The 16517-nt window shown below is 69.3% G+C and carries 15 protein-coding genes; 6 read left to right on the top strand and 9 right to left on the bottom strand.

The window, feature by feature from the left end:
* Nucleotides 1–227: 227 nt before the first annotated feature.
* Both MHA02_RS18445 and MHA02_RS18440 read right to left on the bottom strand, forming a co-directional pair.
* On the bottom strand, nt 228–1814 hold the full coding sequence (locus tag MHA02_RS18445; RefSeq protein WP_147081445.1) for a DUF2336 domain-containing protein: 1587 nt from the start codon (nt 1812–1814) through the stop codon (nt 228–230).
* Nucleotides 1811–2974 carry a lysozyme family protein gene (locus MHA02_RS18440; protein WP_147081443.1) on the bottom strand — a complete coding sequence of 388 codons (1164 nt, stop codon included), beginning with the start codon at nt 2972–2974 and terminating at the stop codon, nt 1811–1813. The genes MHA02_RS18445 and MHA02_RS18440 overlap by 4 nt, the downstream gene beginning before the upstream one ends.
* Nucleotides 2975–3100: 126 nt before the next feature.
* Between MHA02_RS18440 and MHA02_RS18435 the strand changes: the two genes are divergently transcribed.
* Nucleotides 3101–4003, top strand: coding sequence for an aldolase/citrate lyase/malate synthase family protein (locus MHA02_RS18435; protein ID WP_147081441.1), 903 nt, complete (start codon nt 3101–3103; stop codon nt 4001–4003).
* 3 nt (nt 4004–4006) lie between these two features.
* On the opposite strand, the gene MHA02_RS18430 is transcribed toward MHA02_RS18435, so the two are convergent.
* The 4 genes from MHA02_RS18430 to MHA02_RS18415 form a co-directional block, all read right to left on the bottom strand.
* Nucleotides 4007–4999: a UDP-3-O-acyl-N-acetylglucosamine deacetylase gene (locus MHA02_RS18430; protein ID WP_147081439.1), complete on the bottom strand. Its 993-nt coding sequence runs from the start codon at nt 4997–4999 to the stop codon at nt 4007–4009.
* Nucleotides 5000–5063: 64 nt separating this feature from the next.
* The gene (locus MHA02_RS18425) at nt 5064–5852 is read right to left on the bottom strand and encodes a DUF2189 domain-containing protein (protein WP_147081437.1); all 789 of its coding nucleotides are present in this window, start codon (nt 5850–5852) and stop codon (nt 5064–5066) included.
* A gap of 266 nt (nt 5853–6118) precedes the next feature.
* Complete coding sequence (locus MHA02_RS18420) at nt 6119–6727, bottom strand: flavin reductase family protein (protein ID WP_147081434.1); 609 nt, start codon at nt 6725–6727, stop codon at nt 6119–6121.
* 106 nt (nt 6728–6833) lie between these two features.
* Nucleotides 6834–7397 carry a nitroreductase family protein gene (locus MHA02_RS18415; protein ID WP_147081431.1) on the bottom strand — a complete coding sequence of 188 codons (564 nt, stop codon included), beginning with the start codon at nt 7395–7397 and terminating at the stop codon, nt 6834–6836.
* Between the two features lie 227 nt (nt 7398–7624).
* Between MHA02_RS18415 and MHA02_RS18410 the strand changes: the two genes are divergently transcribed.
* The 3 genes from MHA02_RS18410 to MHA02_RS18400 all read left to right on the top strand — a co-directional run bounded on the left by MHA02_RS18410 (nt 7625) and on the right by MHA02_RS18400 (nt 9417).
* Nucleotides 7625–8008, top strand: a complete 384-nt coding sequence (locus MHA02_RS18410; protein WP_147081429.1) for a hypothetical protein — start codon at nt 7625–7627, stop codon at nt 8006–8008.
* 105 nt (nt 8009–8113) lie between these two features.
* The gene (locus MHA02_RS18405; RefSeq protein WP_147081427.1) at nt 8114–9034 is read left to right on the top strand and encodes an RgsD C-terminal domain-containing protein; all 921 of its coding nucleotides are present in this window, start codon (nt 8114–8116) and stop codon (nt 9032–9034) included.
* Nucleotides 9031–9417: a hypothetical protein gene (locus tag MHA02_RS18400; protein ID WP_147081425.1), complete on the top strand. Its 387-nt coding sequence runs from the start codon at nt 9031–9033 to the stop codon at nt 9415–9417. Before MHA02_RS18405 ends, MHA02_RS18400 begins: the two co-directional genes overlap by 4 nt.
* A gap of 171 nt (nt 9418–9588) precedes the next feature.
* Here the strand turns inward: MHA02_RS18400 and MHA02_RS22870 are convergent, their stop codons facing one another.
* Nucleotides 9589–9711: a hypothetical protein gene (locus tag MHA02_RS22870; RefSeq protein ID WP_280178007.1), complete on the bottom strand. Its 123-nt coding sequence runs from the start codon at nt 9709–9711 to the stop codon at nt 9589–9591.
* Nucleotides 9712–9852: 141 nt separating this feature from the next.
* Between MHA02_RS22870 and MHA02_RS18395 the strand changes: the two genes are divergently transcribed.
* Nucleotides 9853–11262, top strand: a complete 1410-nt coding sequence (locus MHA02_RS18395; RefSeq protein ID WP_147081423.1) for an aminotransferase-like domain-containing protein — start codon at nt 9853–9855, stop codon at nt 11260–11262.
* A 24-nt stretch (nt 11263–11286) separates the two neighbouring features.
* On the opposite strand, the gene thrS is transcribed toward MHA02_RS18395, so the two are convergent.
* Complete coding sequence (gene thrS / locus MHA02_RS18390) at nt 11287–13314, bottom strand: threonine--tRNA ligase (RefSeq protein WP_147081421.1); 2028 nt, start codon at nt 13312–13314, stop codon at nt 11287–11289.
* 148 nt (nt 13315–13462) lie between these two features.
* Nucleotides 13463–15382, bottom strand: coding sequence for a DNA mismatch repair endonuclease MutL (gene mutL / locus MHA02_RS18385; RefSeq protein WP_147081419.1), 1920 nt, complete (start codon nt 15380–15382; stop codon nt 13463–13465).
* A 184-nt stretch (nt 15383–15566) separates the two neighbouring features.
* On the opposite strand from mutL, the gene MHA02_RS18380 reads away from it, so the two are divergent.
* Nucleotides 15567–16256, top strand: coding sequence for a class I SAM-dependent methyltransferase (locus tag MHA02_RS18380; protein ID WP_147081417.1), 690 nt, complete (start codon nt 15567–15569; stop codon nt 16254–16256).
* Nucleotides 16257–16517 lie beyond the last annotated feature (261 nt).

The raw sequence follows: 16517 nt of genomic DNA, 5'->3' as shown, positions 1-16517 counted from the left end.
GTTGCCCCTTGAGTACCGAGGCCGTGGCGCCTGCGATGCGCGCTGGCACACATTCCAACGTGCGATGCGGCGACGAGTTCGCTGCGATGCACAATCGGTGCCGCGCTCGACCCGGATGCCAACGGTCAAGCCGGGTTCGGGTTGCATGAGCGTGACGCAGGCAGCGGATGCGTCGCAACGCTTACGCGTCGGACCTTGGATCCGGCTTGGCTGACGTTGGCGGCAGATCAGGCGGCGATGCGGACGCGCTCGCGGTCGCCGCGGTAGCTCGCCAGGATACTCTCGGAGATCAGACTGGCCACGAGGTCCGGAGCGTCCTGCGCCGCCCGTGTCTGGACCGCCACCAGCATGGGTGCCGGGCGCGTCGGCTCGTCCGCGGTGACGGTCACGACGCTCGGCACTTCGCGGCTGGCCAGAAAGCTGGTCATCAACGCGTCGGAGAGGCCGTCGAGGACGGCGCTCGCTTCCTCGGCCTGACGGCGTTCCCGCTCGGCGTGGTAGCTCGCGATGATCGCGTCGGGCAATTCGTCGAGAACCCGGGAGAGCCGGTCCGACTGGACGACCTCGGCCGCAATGCAGTGCAGGGGCTCGGGCGACGGAGGCGGCAAGGCCTCCGGCAGGACATTCGCGGCCTCGCGCTGGGCGGCCTCGATGCGCAGGATGGCTTCCCGTTCGGTTTCGGCGGCGACTGCCCGGGCGTGCTCGCGGGCTTCCTCCCTGGCGGCTTCGGCCTCGAAGCGCGCGAGCAGCGCCATCAGGCTGCGGCTCTCGGCGAAGGGCATGTCCTCGCAGGCGGTGAGCGCGCGCTCGATCATCCGGCGGGCCAGACGCGGACCCTCGATGTCCGCGCCGCCCGTCGCCGCCTCGCGCCAGGCCGAGAGCGCCGCCTGGATCGCCGGCAGCAGCAGGACCGGAAGGCCGGCCCGGCGGTGGAGTGCGGCGAAGCCGGCGCCGCGCGGCTCGAACATCAGCCCGGCGACCCGCGCCCGGCTGAGACCCGACAGGTCGGCCAGCGCCGCTTCGGCGAAGGGCATGCGCAGCGACAGGATAGCGCGCAGGATCAGCCCGGCATTGAGCTGGCCCTGCGCCCGCAGATGCGAGACCAGCCGCGCCAGCCCGCTTTCCCCGGCTTCGTCGCTCAGCGAGAGGGCGGCGCAGTCGCGCGCCTCGCGGTTGACCCGCTCGCCGCGCTCGCGATTGAGCCATCCGCTGGCGAGCCCGAAGGACGAGAGCGCCTCGGCGACGCGGGCGGCGATGGCGTGGCGCACCTCGAGGCCGAGGCCGGGTCGCGCCAGCAGCGCCTCCCGCAGCAGCGCATCGTGTCCGTGACGTTCGACCATGCGCAGCAGGGCGGCGGTGCCGATCTCGGCATGGCGGTTGCGCGCGAGCACAGTGAGGGACGGCGCGCCCGCCACCTCGGCGAGTGCCGCCGCCACGGGCTTCGAGACGTCGGCGCGGCCGGCGACGGCCGAGCGGGTCGTCTCGCAACCGATCGCGGCGCAATCGACGAGGTCGGCATCCATCAGCACGGGCGAGCGGGCGAGCACGAGGCAGGCGATGTCGGGCTGGTCGGAGGCGAGCGCCACGATCAGCGGGCGCGGCGCCGTGTCGGCGGAAGCGCAGGCTTCGGCGAGCGCCCGGCGCACCAGGGCCGAGCCGTCATCGAGGAGACCCAGCAGCGCGGTCTTGGCCTCCCAGGCAGCTTCCGGGGCGAGACTACCGTGGCAATAGGCCCGCGCCAGGGCAGCGGCTGCTTCGGCCCGGCGCTCGGCCGGGGCGGTCTGGGTCGCGAGGAGGAACTGGCGAAGGGTCATGGGCCGTTCCGAAATCCGAGGGAGGAGAACAGGTCGAGCAGTCCGGAGCGCGTCTTGGGTGCGGGCGCCGTCTCGGCCGGTGTGGCGACTGTGGCTGCTTCGATCGTCGCGGCGGCGGGTGCCTGCGTCGTGACAACCTCGATCACCCGGAACGAGGCCGGACGGCGCGGCGGCAGCGGCACGAGGATCGGCGCGGTCGTTCCGGTGACCGAGGCGTTCGTGGAGTCCGTGGCCGCAATCGAGCCCGTGGTTTCTGGATCGGCCGACGCGGTCTCCTGGGCGCCCTCGGAGCGCGGGAAATAGCTCGGTGCACTGCGCGCCTCGGCGCTCGATCCGCGGTTCTGCCAGAGCTTGGCGACGCCGGCCGAAACCGCGCCCTGACGCCTGTCGGTCTGGAACAGGCTCCGCAGTCCGTCGTCTAGGGAGGCGTAGGTGGTGGCCGTCTCCGGGACGTTCGCGGTTCCCGACATAGCCGTCTGGCCGCCGGCCGTGCTGGTGGAGAGCATCGCGTAGAGTTCGGCCGAGCCCCGCGCCCGGCCCGCCTTGTCGTAGAACAGGTTGCGGTTGGAGGATGCCGCCTCCGGTAGATCGCTGGCCGCGGTGCGTGCCGGGCTGGTCTGGGCCGAGTTGATCAGGGTGGTCGCGCCCTTCGCCCCCAGCACGTGGGCGGCGTAAAGGTCGCCGCTGGTCGGCTCGCGTCCGAGCGTACCGCCCAGCGCCTCGCGGTTGCGCTGGGTCAAGGCACCGGCCATCGCCGAGGCGACGCGCGGATCGCGGCGCAGATCGAGGATGGCCTGCTTCGTCGCCGCGTCGGCGACGCCGTAGGTGCCGTCCGAGCGTGCGGTGATGGCGTCGGCATAGGAGGACAGACCGAACTTCGCTCCGGTCGCCTTCATTGTGCCGAGCCAGGTCTGCTCGATGAACTGGAACAGGCCGCTCGCCGACGAGGTCGAGGCCTTGGCGGTCGGATCGAGACCCGATTCACGCTTGGCGGTGGCCAAAAGGTAATCGAAGCCGACGCCGGAGGACTCGGCTCCGCTGCGGATCGCATCGACCACCGATCCGTTCGCCGTGCTCGCCGTCCCCGTGACCGTGCGTCCGCCGCCGGTGTTCGAGCCGGTCTCGCGGGTGCCGACGGGGGCGTTGGTGAACAGGAACATGCTTGACCGGGCTGGGCGGCCTAACTCGGCGCCGCACAACGGACTTTCGTGCTGTTATGGTAAAGGAAGCTTGAAGGCGGCGGGCCGCCCGGCGTCCCGGTTCGGACACAGCGTTCAGGAGGCGGCGTGCGGGCGTATCTGATCGCGCAGGTCGAGGCGGAGCCGGGCATCGGCACCCCCGATGCGGTGGTCATCGACAGCAGCGACGTCTTTCCGTCATCGCGAGCCGGAAGCGACGCGACCCGGGGTCGAACCCGCGACGTCCGGGATGTGGCCCCTGGTTGCTTCGCGACGCTCGCACTGACGGAGCGAGGCGGTGCCGTGCGGCGTCTGCTGCGCGTCGACGGGATCGATATGTCGGATCTCGACGCCTGCCTTGCCGCGACGGTGGTTTTCCAGCTGGATGCGATCGTGCTGCCGGCGCGCGATGGAAGCGACGTCGCACATCTCGGGAGCTTGCTCGCCGTTCACGAGGCGGAGCACGGCCTGCCCGACGGCGGCATGGGCATCGTCGCGCTCGTCTCGTGCGCCGCCGGCGTGCTCGCGGCCGCGAGCTTCGTCGGAGCGAGCCGGCGTCTCCGCGGCCTCGCCTGGGATGCGGCGGCGCTGGCGCGGCAACTCGGCATGCCGGGGGGATCGGTGAGATCAGCTGATATTGTGTCGCCCCCTCCCCCTCATCCCGAGGTTCCGCAGCGAAGCGGAGGCCTCGGAGGAGGGCTCCAGCCAGCCGCGAGACGACTGAAGCCCTCTTCCGAGGCTCGGCTTCGCCTTGCATCTCAGGATGAAGGCGCGGGGAGGACGAGAGGCATGGGGAGCGATCCGTGGGGATGGAGCCCCGTCCTCGCCCATGCCCGTGCTGTCGTCCGGCTCACGGCCGCCGCGGCCGGTGTCGAAGCGATCGAGGCCGCCTATCCGGGGGATGATGCGGCGAGCTTCGCCGCACACGTCGCCGCGGCGAGGCGCGACGGTTTTGGGGGGATGTTTGTTCGCGATCCCGCCCAGGTCCCAATCATTCGCGCCGAAACCTAAATCTCAAGAAAACTCCCAGGCGTCCGGGCTCCGCATCAGCGTGGCCACGAGGGCGTAGGTGAGTTTGTGGGTCGGCCTGTGGGCGACGATGCGACCGACGAGGGGATGACCGGCCAGCATGAGGTCGCCGAGGAGGTCGAGGGCGTTGTGGCGTACCCGCTCGTCGGGGAAGCGCGCGCCACCGAGCACCCACGGTCCGAGCTGGATCGCCACGCGTCCGGGCCGGACACCGCGCAGGATCGGCTCGCCATCCGGATGCACCATGCCGGCCCGGACATCTTGCGCCAGGACCGTCGGCAGGTCGGATCGCGGCGTGTTCGGCGCCTGGATCCCCGCCGGCTCGGACCGGGCGCGCAAGGGCCGCAGCAGCGGCGCAAGAAGGCGGTCCGCCACCGGACCGAAGCGCCACAGCCGGCTGACCTGTCCCGACGAGCGGCTCGAGGCCAGTTCGGCAACGAACGTCGTCCTGTCGGCATAGCCGCGCCAAGCCTGGACCCCGCCCGCGTAATAGGCCTCGCAGGTCACGTCGAGTTCGAGCCGGTCCGCCGGCTCGGCCCGCACGAAGCGCTGGCCGATCGCGACCTGGATCGGCCGGGTGATCCGGATGACGCGGCGCGGCGCGGCCTGCCGGGCGATGCCGGCCCGTTCGATCCCCGCGCACCAGCCCCGCGCGCTACCGTCGAGAATCGGCAGTTCGCGGCCCTCGAGCCGCACCAGCGCGTTATCGATGCCGAAGGCCGAGAGGCTGGCGCAGAGATGTTCGATGGTGCGCAGCGTACCGCCGCTGGGCAGCGCCAGCGCCGTGTTCAGCCGGCTTGGCGCGCGGTTCTCGTGGGATAGGGCGACTATGCCCGCGCCTTCGACATCGAAGCGGATGCGGTGCCCCGGCCCTGCCGGCTCGACGGAGACGCGGGCGAGCCGGTTCGTGTGCAGGCCGCGCCCGGAAACCGAAAACGGCGCCGCCAGGGTGGTCTCGAAACGCTGCTCGACGGCCACGCCGCGCCCTCTCGGGAGAAAGGGCGTCTGAGACCCGTGGATTGCGGCGGAAGTCCGGTGGCGGTCAGGGCACAGCGCGCCGGTAGAGGTGCCAGGTCGCGTGGCCGAGGATCGGCATCACGATGGCCAGCCCGACGAAGAGCGGCAGCATGCCGACGACGAGGAGGCTCGCCACGATCACGCCCCACATCAGCATCGTCAGCGGATTCTCCTGCACGACCGCGATCGAAGTCCGGACTGCCATGCGTGCGTCGACCGTTCTGTCGGCCAGCATCGGCAGTGAGACCACGCTGACCGCCAGCGCCAGCAGCGAGAAGGCGAAGCCGGCGAGGTTGCCGATCAGGATCATGGTCCAGCCGCGCCCGGTCGTCAGAACCTCGCGCGCGAAGGCGGGGATCGAGTCCTGGGCCTGACCTCCGTAGAGTGCCCAATACAGCCCCATCGCCGTCACCAGCCACGCGAGGAAAATCGCCGCCAGAAGCAGGCCGATCAGGAAGATCGCTCCGGCCGAGGGCGTGTGCAGTGCCCCGTAGGCGCGCATCCAGGACGGGTCGAGACCCTGCTCCCGCCGCCGGCTCATCTCGTAGAGGCCGAGCGCCGCGAAGGGGCCGACCAGCGCGAAGCCCGACGCCAGCGGAAACAGCAGCGGGATCAGGCCGCTGTTGAAGGTCGCAGCGCCGATCACCAGGCCGGCGACCGGATAGATCAGGATGACGAACAGCACGTGCGTCGGCATCGCTCGGAAATCGTCGATGCCGGCGGCGAGCGCCGCCCTGAGGTCGGGCAGGCCGAGCCGGCGTATCCGTGGCAGCGGGTGAGAATGGCTGGAAAACAAGGCGGTCGCCGTCGTCATCGCAAATCCTCCGGGAGGGCTGCGCTCGGGACGGGCATTTCGGGACATCGCCCGTCAGGAGCGGGTGGGATCGATCGTCCGAATGGTCGTGGTCCTCGTCGTCTCGTCCGGCGGAGCGCCGGTGCGCCTGATCGTGTTCGTCGCGGAAAGCCGTGCGGTTTCACCCGGGAACGCGCCATTCTGTAAAAACAGAGGCTGCGAGAGAGCGGTTCCGATCGCCGCACGCGGTGCAGGCATGGCTCGCGAGGGTGACCCGCGCGACGGCTCTAAGCGCCGCCCTTCGGCCGCTTCAGCTCGAACCGCGTTTCGGCCTCGACGGTGAAGTAGTCGAAATAGCCGCCGCGCAGGATCGGGCGCATGGCGGCGGTGTCGACGCGGCCGTCGCGGACGAAGCGATCGTCGATGTAGATCGAGACCACCTGGCCGATCACCAGGAAGCTGGTCGCCTTGCCCCCGCCCAGGGGGACCAGCGGCACCGTCTGCAGCCATTTGCATTCGAGCGCGGCCGGCGACGCGGCCACGCGCGGCGGTCGCACCTTTCGCGATGGGGTCGTAGCCAACCCGGCATGGTCGAACTCGCTCACGCCGCGCTCCAGCGGCGCCGAGGTGGCGTTGACCGCCTCGCGCAGATCGTAGGTCGCGAGGCTGCAGACGAATTCCCCGCCCGCCTCCGCGAAGGTCATCGCATCCTTGCGGCCGGTGGAGGAGAACATCACCATGTCGGGCTCGCCCGAGACGGCGTTGAAGAACGAGTACGGCGCGAGGTTGAGCCGGCCGGCCTTGTCCATCGCGCTGATCCAGCCGATCGGCCGCGGGGCGACGATCGCCTTGAGCGGATTGTGCGGCAGCGTCCGCGTCTCGGCATCGTAATGCATTATTTGGCCCTTGCAGGTTGGCGATGCTCCCGATTGGCAGCATCGCTGTCCGCCGCAGCGGCGGCGGTGCGCTGTCGCGCTTGCGGCCGACATCCGTCGGCCGGTCTCAGATCCGCGTGACGATGTCGGCCAGCGCCGGGCGGGGGCGATCGCTCGGCACCTCCTGCGGGCGGCCGATATGGATGAAGCCGGCGATCTTCTCCGAGGGCTCGAGGCCGAGGGCGTCGAGCACGCGGCGATCGTAGGCGTACCACTCCGTCAGCCAGGAGGTGGCGTAGCCGGCGGCGTTGGCCGCGATGACGAGGTTTGTGCAGACGGCGCCGGCCGAGAGCACCTGCTCCCATTCCGGAATCTTGATGTGCGGGCCGGCGCGGGAAACGACGCCGACCACGACTGGCGCGTAGGCGAGGCGCCTGCGCTCCAGGTCGAGCCGTCCGGCATCGGCATCGGGAAAATCGGCGGCGTGGGCGGCGGCAATGGTCTCGCCGACAGTCAGCCGCGCCTCGCCCTCGATCACGAGGAAGCGCCAGGGCGCGAGCTTGCCGTGGTCTGGCACCCGTGCGGCGATGGTCAGGAGATCGTCGAGCTCCTCGCGCGACGGGCCGGGCCCTTCGAGCCGCGCAGGCGGTACGGAGCGGCGGATGCGGAGCATGTCGAGGGTGGCGTTCATGACGGTGACTTATGCCATCGATCGGCCGGCCTCCAGCGTCTCGTGGTCCGATCCGAATCCCGTCGTATCGCGCGTGGCGCCCGAGCTTTTCGGCAATGGTACGAGTTTCGGATACTCTGATATCATATCCTTTATCGACAGATCCGGATCGACGATCATTGGAGAAAGCCGTGAGGCGGATAGCGCTATCGACGATCGGATTGCTTTTTGTAACGGGACCTTCAGTGGTGTCCGCCTTGGAGCTTCCTGCCGAGATAGCAAAGCTGCGGGACATCAGCGTCAAGGACGGATGTCAGAACGAGCCTCCGATCTTTCGAGCAGGTTTCATTCGCGCAGCCGACTTCAACGGTGACGGCAAGCCCGACTATGTCATCGACGACAACGGTCTGGAGTGCAAAGGTGGCTACAACCGCAACTGCGGCTCGGGCGGATGCGCTGTCGAAGTCTATCTCTCGACGCCGGCCGGGACGTATCGCAGCGCCAATCTTCAGCGATTGGGTTTTCAATCCTCGATCAGCAAGCGCGAGGGGCGCGTGACGCTCGTCTTGCCGGGCCGGCACGGTCCGTCGCGCTATAGGTGGAACGGTCGGGCACTCGTCGAGATTCGTTGAGGCTGCGATTCGGCGCGGCAGCGCCATTTCGCCGCCATGGTCCGAACTCAGAAGCCTCGGGGTATGACACGGTTGGGCCGACCGTCGCGGCCTATGGAGTCATGAATGAGGATCGGAGGAACGAGGGGCGCTTTCCTGCTGCTCATGGCGCTGCTGCCGGGGGCCGGTCGCGCACAGACAGCCGATCCCTTCGCCAACCCCGTCGGAGGCCCCCTTCCCTCGCCCGGCATCACCAGCCCGATGCTGCCGCAGCCCGCGCCTGCCGAGAGCGAGGCCGACCTGTCCCTCTCCGCAACCCTCGCCGGCAGCAGCCAGCCGCTGCGTTCGGGGCTGGCCTGGCGGGTCTACGAGGATCGCGGTATGGCCGGCAGGCCGGCGATCGTCGCCCGCTCCAGCGATCCGACGCCGAGCTTCAAGCTCGCGCCCGGCAGCTACGTCGCCACCGTCACCTACGGTTTCGCCAGCGCCTCCAAGCGGCTGACCATGTCGGGCTCGCCGGCGAGCGAGGACCTGAAGGTGAGCGCCGGGGCACTCAAGCTCTCGGGGGCGATCGGCGACCAGAAGATCGCCCCGGCCCAGCTCGCCTTCTCGATCTTCGTGCCCATCGGCACCAACTCGGAAGGCCGTCTCGTGCGGAGCGGCGTCAAGGCGGGTGAGGTCGTACGGCTGCCGGAGGGCACCTATCACGTGGTCTCGACCTACGGGGAATCGAACGCGATCCAGCGCGCCGACCTCAAGGTCGAGAACGCCAAGGTCACCGACGCGACGCTGAACCACCGCGCCGCCACCGTGACCCTGAAGCTCGTCGCCGCCCCCGGCTCCGAGGCCTTCGCCGGCACTGCCTTCAGCGTGCTGACGCCCGGCGGCGACACCATCCGCGAGGCGATCGGCGCCTTTCCCTCGGTGACGTTGGCCGAGGGCGACTACGTCCTGATCGCCCGTCATGAGGGGCAGGTGTTCACCCGCGAGTTCAAGGTCGAGAGCGGCATGGACCGGGACATCGAAGTGGTGGCGAAGGCGTCGTGAAAGCCCCCCTTCTTCTGACGGCTGCCCTGCTCGGCGCTGCGCCCGCATTGGCCCAGTCCGTGACCGACGGCTCGGACTCCGCCGTCGGCGCGGAGGACGCCAAGGCCGTCTTCGCGCTCATCGGCAAGGGCATGAAGGACCCCGCTTCGGCCCTCTATGCGCAGTTGCGGCAGGGGCGGTCCGGGGCGCTCTGCGGTGCGGTCGACGCCACCAACCGTATGGGCGCACATACGGGTCCGCGCCCCTTCGTGGCCGATCTGTCGATGGGCTTCGGCGGCATCCTCCCGGACGCGCCCGAGCTGCGAAATCCATCGAGCACGGCGCGTTATCAGGCGATGCAACGGGTGCTCGACCTGCACCGGGCTAATTGCGCGGCCGAGTAGAGTTCGAGGCAAACGAGAGCGCTGCCGCCGGGCCGTAACGCGCCGACGATCGAAATTTCGATGAGGTCTTCGATTGGAACGTTCCACATCGAAGAGGCGGCCGACGCTTCGGGCTCGACCGCCCCCGTAAGACTCGGGTTCGGAAGGGCGCGGGCGCTCGCAGCGCTCACCCTACGAAAACGGGACGATCAGCGGCAGCGCCAGCGCGATGCCGGCGGCGAGGATCAGAACGTCGGCGAGGCGCCGGGCGACCCAGGCGCTGCGTCCGGCAGAATTGGCGTCGGTAGGTGTCACGATTCATCTCCTGTCGTTCGTCGACGACCGGACCATGCCGCTACTGCACCTTTCCCGACAGGCACGGTTGCAGTACGATTCGACCAAACTGTACGGGACAAATGTCCGTACAGTCGTCGACGCGATGTGGGAATGACGGCGATGGCGGACGGTGCACTGGCCACTCTCGCCGAGCCGGGGCTGACCCGCGTCGAGGCCGTGATGGCGGCGATCGAGCGGCGCATCGACGGGCGCGCCATGGCGGCCGGTGCTCGGCTGCCCTCGGTGCGGTCTTTTGCCGAGACCATGCAGGTCTCGAAATCCACGGTGGTGGAGGCCTACGACCGGCTGCTGGCCCAGGGCTCGATCGTCTCGCGGCCGGGCTCCGGCTTCTACGTCGCCGGCAAGCCGCAGCCGCTCAGCCTCGCCGCAATCGGTCCGCGTCTGGACCGTGAGGTCGATCCGCTCTGGATCGCCCGGCAATCGCTGGAGACGGGCGACGACGTGCTGAAGCCCGGCTGCGGCTGGCTGCCGCCCGACTGGATGCCGGAGGAGGGCCTGCGCCGGGCCTCACGCCAAATCGCCCGCGACCGCGGAACCAGCCTGACCTGCTACGACACGCCGCTGGGCCTCCCGCCGCTCCGCCAGCAACTCGCCCGAAGACTCACCGAGCACGGCATCCTCGCCCATCCCGACCAGATCGTGCTGACCGATTCGGCGACGCACGCCCTCGATCTGATCTGCCGGTTCCTGGTGGAGCCCGGTGACACGGTGCTCGTCGACGACCCCTGCTACTTCAACTTTCACGCCCTGCTGCGGGCGCATCGGGTCAAGGTGGCCGGCGTGCCGTTCGGCGATGCCGGGCCGGATCTCGCCGCCTTCGAGCAGGCGCTGCGGGAGCACAAGCCGCGCTTCTACCTGACGAATTCCGGGCTCCACAATCCGAACGGCGCCTCGCTCGGCCCGGCCGCAGTGCATCGGATCCTGCGGCTCGCCGAGGCCCACGACACGCTGATCGTCGAGGACGACATCTATGCCGACTTCGAGGCCGAGCCCGGCCCGCGTCTCGCCGGCTTCGACGGTCTCGATCGCGTGATCCATATCGGCGGCTTCTCGAAGACGCTCTCGGCCGCCGCCCGCATTGGGGTGATCGCGATCCGCTCGGACTGGGTCGAGCGCCTCGTCGACCTCAAGCTCGCGGTTTGCCTCAGCAACAGTCACCTCTCGGCTGCCCTGATCCACCGCTTCCTCGTTGACGGCAGCTACCGGCACCACCTCGAATCGGTCCGCACCCGGCTGGCGGAATGCCGGGGGACCACGCTGAAGCGCCTTGCCGCGGCAGGGCTGAGCGTCCCCTTCGTGCCGACCGCCGGGATGTTCCTGTGGGCTCGCTTGCCGAACGGCCTCGACGCGGCGGAAGTCTCGCGCCGGGCGCTCGCCAAGGGCGTCGTGCTCGCGCCCGGCAACGTCTTCAGCCTCGGCCAGAACGCCGCCGACCATCTGCGCTTCAACGTGGCGCAATGCGCGGAGAAGCGGGTTTTCGACGTGTTGGAGCAGGCGATGGCGGGGTGAAGCCCCACCATCGCCAGTCCGTTCCTATGGCGCCGCCCGCTCCTCGTGGTGCCCGTCGAGCGTCACATTCTCGCTCGGCACCGAGTCCATCACGGCCTCCGCCCGACGCAGATCGGGAGACGTCGCCTCGTCCACGAAGGAGGCGACGGCCTCGGCCAATGAAAGCGTCCGTGTCTGCTGGCTGCCGAGACGGCGGATCGAGACGGTGCGCTCCTCGGCCTCGCGGCGGCCGAGCGCCAGCAGCACCGGCACCTTAGCGAGCGAGTGCTCGCGGACCTTGTAGTTGATCTTTTCGTTTCTGAGGTCCGCCTCGACCCGGAGACCCGCCCGCTGCAGCATGCGGATCACCTCGTGGGCATAGGCGTCGGCCTCCTGCGTGATCGTGGCGACGACCACCTGTACCGGCGAGAGCCAGAGCGGGAAATGTCCCGCGAAATGCTCGATCAGGATGCCCGTGAACCGCTCCATCGAGCCGCAGATGGCGCGGTGGACCATGACCGGCGGAATCTTGTTGCTCTCGCCGTCGATGTAGAAGGCGCCGAAGCGCTCCGGCAGGTTGAAATCGACCTGCGTCGTGCCGCATTGCCAGTCGCGGCCGATGGCGTCGCGCAGCACGTACTCGAATTTCGGGCCGTAGAAGGCGCCCTCCCCCGGGTTCACCGCCGTGGTGATGCGCCCATTCGACTGCTCCTCGATCTGCGCGAGCACGCGTGTCATCACCGCCTCGGCATGATCCCAGAGCGCGTCCGAGCCGACGCGCTTCTCCGGCCGCGTCGAGAGCTTCACGACGATGCGGTCGAAGCCGAAATCCGCGTAGGTCGAGAGGATCAGGTCGTTGATCTTCAGGCACTCGTCGGCGAGCTGGTCCTCGGTGCAGAACACGTGCGCGTCGTCCTGCGTGAACCCGCGCACGCGCATCAGTCCGTGCATGGCGCCGGACGGTTCGTAGCGGTGGACCACGCCGAACTCGGCCATGCGCAGCGGCAAGTCCCGGTAGGATTTCAGGCCGTGCTTGAAGATCTGCACGTGTCCCGGGCAGTTCATGGGCTTTAACGCGAACCAACGCTTGTCCTCGGCCTCATCCCCGGCGGATTGGGCCGCGAACATGTTCTCGCGGTACCAGTCCCAGTGGCCAGAGGTCTCCCAAAGCGCCTTGTCGAGGATCTGCGGGGCGTTGACCTCCTGGTACTCACCCTTCAGGCGGCGGCGCATGTAGGCGATGAGCTCCTGGAAGATCGTCCAGCCCTTGGCGTGCCAGAACACGACGCCCGGTCCCTCCTCCTGGAAGTGGAACAGATCCATCTCGCGTCCCAGGCGACGGTGGTCGCGGCGCTCGGCCTCCTCCAGGCGGTGGAGATAGGCGTCTAGGTCTTCCTTGGTGGCCCAGGCCGTGCCGTAGATGCGCGTCAGCATCGGGTTGTTGGAATCGCCCCGCCAATAGGCGCCCGCAACCTTCATCAGCTTGAAGGCCGTGCCGATCTTGCCCGTCGAGGTCATGTGAGGGCCGCGGCAGAGATCGAACCACTCGCCCTGGCGGTAGATCTTCAGGTCCTCGCCGACTGCGATCGCATCGACCAGCTCGACCTTGTAGGCCTCGCCCCGGTCGGCGAAGAGCTGTCTGACGTCGTCGCGCTTCCAGATTTCGCGAGTGAATGGGGCGTCGCGCGAAATGATCTCGCGCATCTTCGCTTCGATCGTCGGAAAGTCCTCGGGCGTGAACGGCTCGTCCTTGGCGAAGTCGTAGTAGAAGCCGTTCTCGATCACCGGGCCGATCGTGACCTGCGTGCCCGGCCACAGGGCCTGCACCGCCTCGGCCAGCACGTGCGCGGTGTCGTGGCGGATCAGCTCCAGCGCGCGCGGGTCGTCGCGGCCCAGGAACTCGATGGCGGCATCCCGCTCGATCGTGTCGCCGAGATCGGTGACGACGCCATCGAGCGCCATGGCGACGGTGCGCTTCGCCAGCGACTTGGCGATGCCTTCGACCACGGCGCGCCCGGTCACGGCCTCTTCGAAAGCGCGCGTGTTGCCGTCGGGGAATGTCAGGATGGGCATTGTTTTCGAGATCCTTGCTCACTCCTGCGAACGCGGCAGGTAAGCGGTTTTCCGGAGTTTCGTGTCGCGGTGCGGGGGCGGGGTTTAGACCGAATTCGCGCCCGAGGAAAACGCCCGCGCTGCGGCACGGGCCGGAGGCACGGCCCGTCTAGCGGCGGCCGAACAGGCGCTCGATGTCGGAGAGCTTCAGCGTCACGAAGGTCGGGCGGCCGTGGTTGCACTGGCCGGAATTCTCGGTGGCCTCCATCTCGCGCAGCAGCGCGTTCATCTCCTCGGCGCGCAGGCGCCGCCCGGCCCGGATCGAGCCGTGGCAGCTCATGCGCGAGAGGATCGCGTCGAGGCGCCGGGACAGCGGGTCGCCGGTGCCGACGAGACCGCCCTCCTCCACGCCGCTCGCGTCCAGCGCGTCGAGGACGTCGAGGACGAGGTTCTTCACCGAGCCGCCGCTGAGGGCGGAGGGGACCGCCCGCACCAGCACTGCGCCCGGCCCGAACGCCTCCAGCGTCAGGCCGAGGCGTTCCAGATCCTCCGCCGCCGCGATCAGCCGGTCGGCCTCGGCCGGTGCCATCTCGACGACGTCCGGGATCAGCAGCCCCTGGCGCGCGACACCGCCCTCCGCGCGCTCGCGCTTCAGCCGCTCGTAGACCAGCCGCTCATGTGCCGCGTGCTGGTCGACGATGACGATGCCGTCCGTCGTCTGGGCGACGATATAGGTCTCGTGGAGCTGGGCGCGGGCGGCACCGAGCGGGTGGTCGGAGACCGGCTCCTGCGGCTCCGCACTCGCGCGCGAATCGGCGCCGGGCGGAACGAACTCGGCGGCGAAGGACGCCTGCGGCGTGTCCGAGAAGCCGCTCCGGTCCCGATCCGGCGCGCGCCAGCCCGCCGGCGCGGCGAAAGAGGGCGTCGCGACGCGGTACGTGTCGGCACCGGCCGGGCGGGGATAGGCCGCGGCGCCCGAATGCAGCGAGAAGCCCCCTGCCCCGCCGGGCCGCAGGGCGTCGAGGGTGCGGGCCGCGCCGGTGGTGCTCGATCGCGCGCCGACCCGGCGCAGGCTCTCGTGGATCGCGCTGACGACGAGGGCGCGCACCAGTCCCGGATCGCGGAAGCGCACTTCGGTCTTCGCCGGATGCACGTTGACGTCGACGAGGTCCGGCGCACAGGCGAGGGCGAGCGCCAGCACCGGATGACGGTCGGCGCTCATGGTGTCGGCATAGGCCCCGCGCACCGCGCCGAGCAGCAGCCGGTCGCGCACCGGGCGGCCGTTGACGCAGAAATGGATGTGGCTCGCAGTCCCCCGGTGGAAGGTCGGCAGGCCGATATGGCCCTCGAGCGAGAAGCCTTCGCGGGCGAGCGCGAGGGGCACGGCGTTCGGTGGGAAATCGACCCCGAGCACCGCACCGAGCCGGCGCAGGAAAGCCGCCGGCCCCGGCTCGCTCTCGGCGGGAAACACCGTGGGGTTGCCGTTCTCGGTGCGGAGCGTGAAGCGGATGCCAGGCTGCGCCACCGCCAGCCGCCGCAAGATCTCCGAGATGGCGGCCGTCTCGGCCCGGTCGGATTTGAGGAACTTGAGCCGCGCCGGGGTGGCAGAGAACAGGTCGGTGACCTCGATGCGGGTGCCGCGCGGGCCGGAGGCCGGGCGCAGGGTGGCCTTGATCCCGGCATCGACTACGAGGTTCGTGCCCGCGCGGTCCTCGGCCCGGCGCGAGGTGATCGCGAGACGCGCCACCGCGCCGATCGAGGGCAGCGCCTCGCCGCGGAACCCGAGCGAGACGATCCGGCCGAGATCGCCGTCGGGCAACTTCGAGGTGGCGTGGCGCTCGACGGCTAAGTCGAGGTCCTCGGGTCCCATGCCGTGGCCGTCGTCGATCACCCGGATCAGCCGCCGGCCACCCGCTTCGATCGCCACCTCGATGCTCACGGCACCGGCATCGATGGCATTCTCGACGAGCTCCTTGACGACGGAGGCCGGCCGCTCGACCACCTCGCCCGCCGCGATCCGGTCGACGAGGATGGAGTCGAGGCGGCGCACGGATGCATGCGAAGGCAGGAGGTCGAGGGGGGCTGACATGATCGGCGACGACCATAGCCCCTCCCCGCGCGGCCTCAAAGGACAAGGACGAGGCTGGACCGGGTACAACGCTGCTGCCACCGCCATGCTGACACACCGTCCCCATCATGCGAGAGGAACCGATCCCCGAGACCCGTCAGGCCTGCGCCGGGCGCGGATCGACATTCCGAGAGGCGCGCCAGCAATGGCGAAATTCCACTTCGTCGAAGATTACGAGCGCTACGTCCAACTGCTCATGCGGCACCATCCCATCGACGAGGCGATGAGCATCGCCGTCGGCGGCAAATACGAGGAGATCGGCCGCGTCGAGTGCGCGATCATGCGCCATGCGGGCTTGCGGGACGGGCACCGTCTAGTCGATTTCGGCTGCGGCAGCGGACGCCTCGCCGTGAGCCTCGCCCGCGAGGTTCAGATCGACTATCTCGGCCTCGACGTGGTGAAGCCGCTGATCGACTATGCCCGCACGCGCTGCCCGGCCGCGTACCGCTTCGCGCTGAACCCGACGCTGACGCTGCCGGTGGACACCGCTTCGATCGACTACGTTGCGGCCTTCAGCATCTTCACACACCTCCTGCACACCGAGACCTATCTCTACCTCGAAGAGATGCTGCGCTGCCTCAAGCCCGGCGGGATGGTGGTGTGCTCGTTCCTCGAATTCGCCATGGGGTCGCACTGGGAGGTCTTCACCCAAACGGTGGAGCAGCAGCGCACCAGCACGACGCCGCACATCAACCAGTTCACGGAGCGCAACCAGATCACGCTCTGGGCGGAGCGGCTCGGCTACGCCTCGGTCGCGTTCATTGACGGCTCTGCCGCACCCTGGCCGTCCGGGGAGGTGCTGGGCCAGTCCATTGCCCTGTTGCGGAAGGCTTGAACGCGCCCCCGGCTAGTCGGACGTAGCGGGACAAACGCCTCTCGGAGCCGCGCCGGCCTGATCCCAAACCGATCCGGGCACAGGAACCAGACCATCATGGCCACGCGCTGCCTACCGGAAGGCGCCCGCCTCGGCGAGGTCCGCGACGCGGGTCGTGAGAAGCGGTTGCGGAAGGCCGTCAGTTCCACATTGATCCCGCAACGCGCTGCCAAGGTCCAGATCCCTCGTCAGGCGGGGGGCTTGGGCGGATGGTCGCTAGGT

The organism is Methylobacterium haplocladii (assembly GCF_007992175.1).
GTDB classification, from domain to species: domain Bacteria; phylum Pseudomonadota; class Alphaproteobacteria; order Rhizobiales; family Beijerinckiaceae; genus Methylobacterium; species Methylobacterium haplocladii.
The sequence above is the reverse complement of the archived record's forward strand: the minus strand, read 5'-3'. Positions and strand labels throughout refer to the sequence as shown.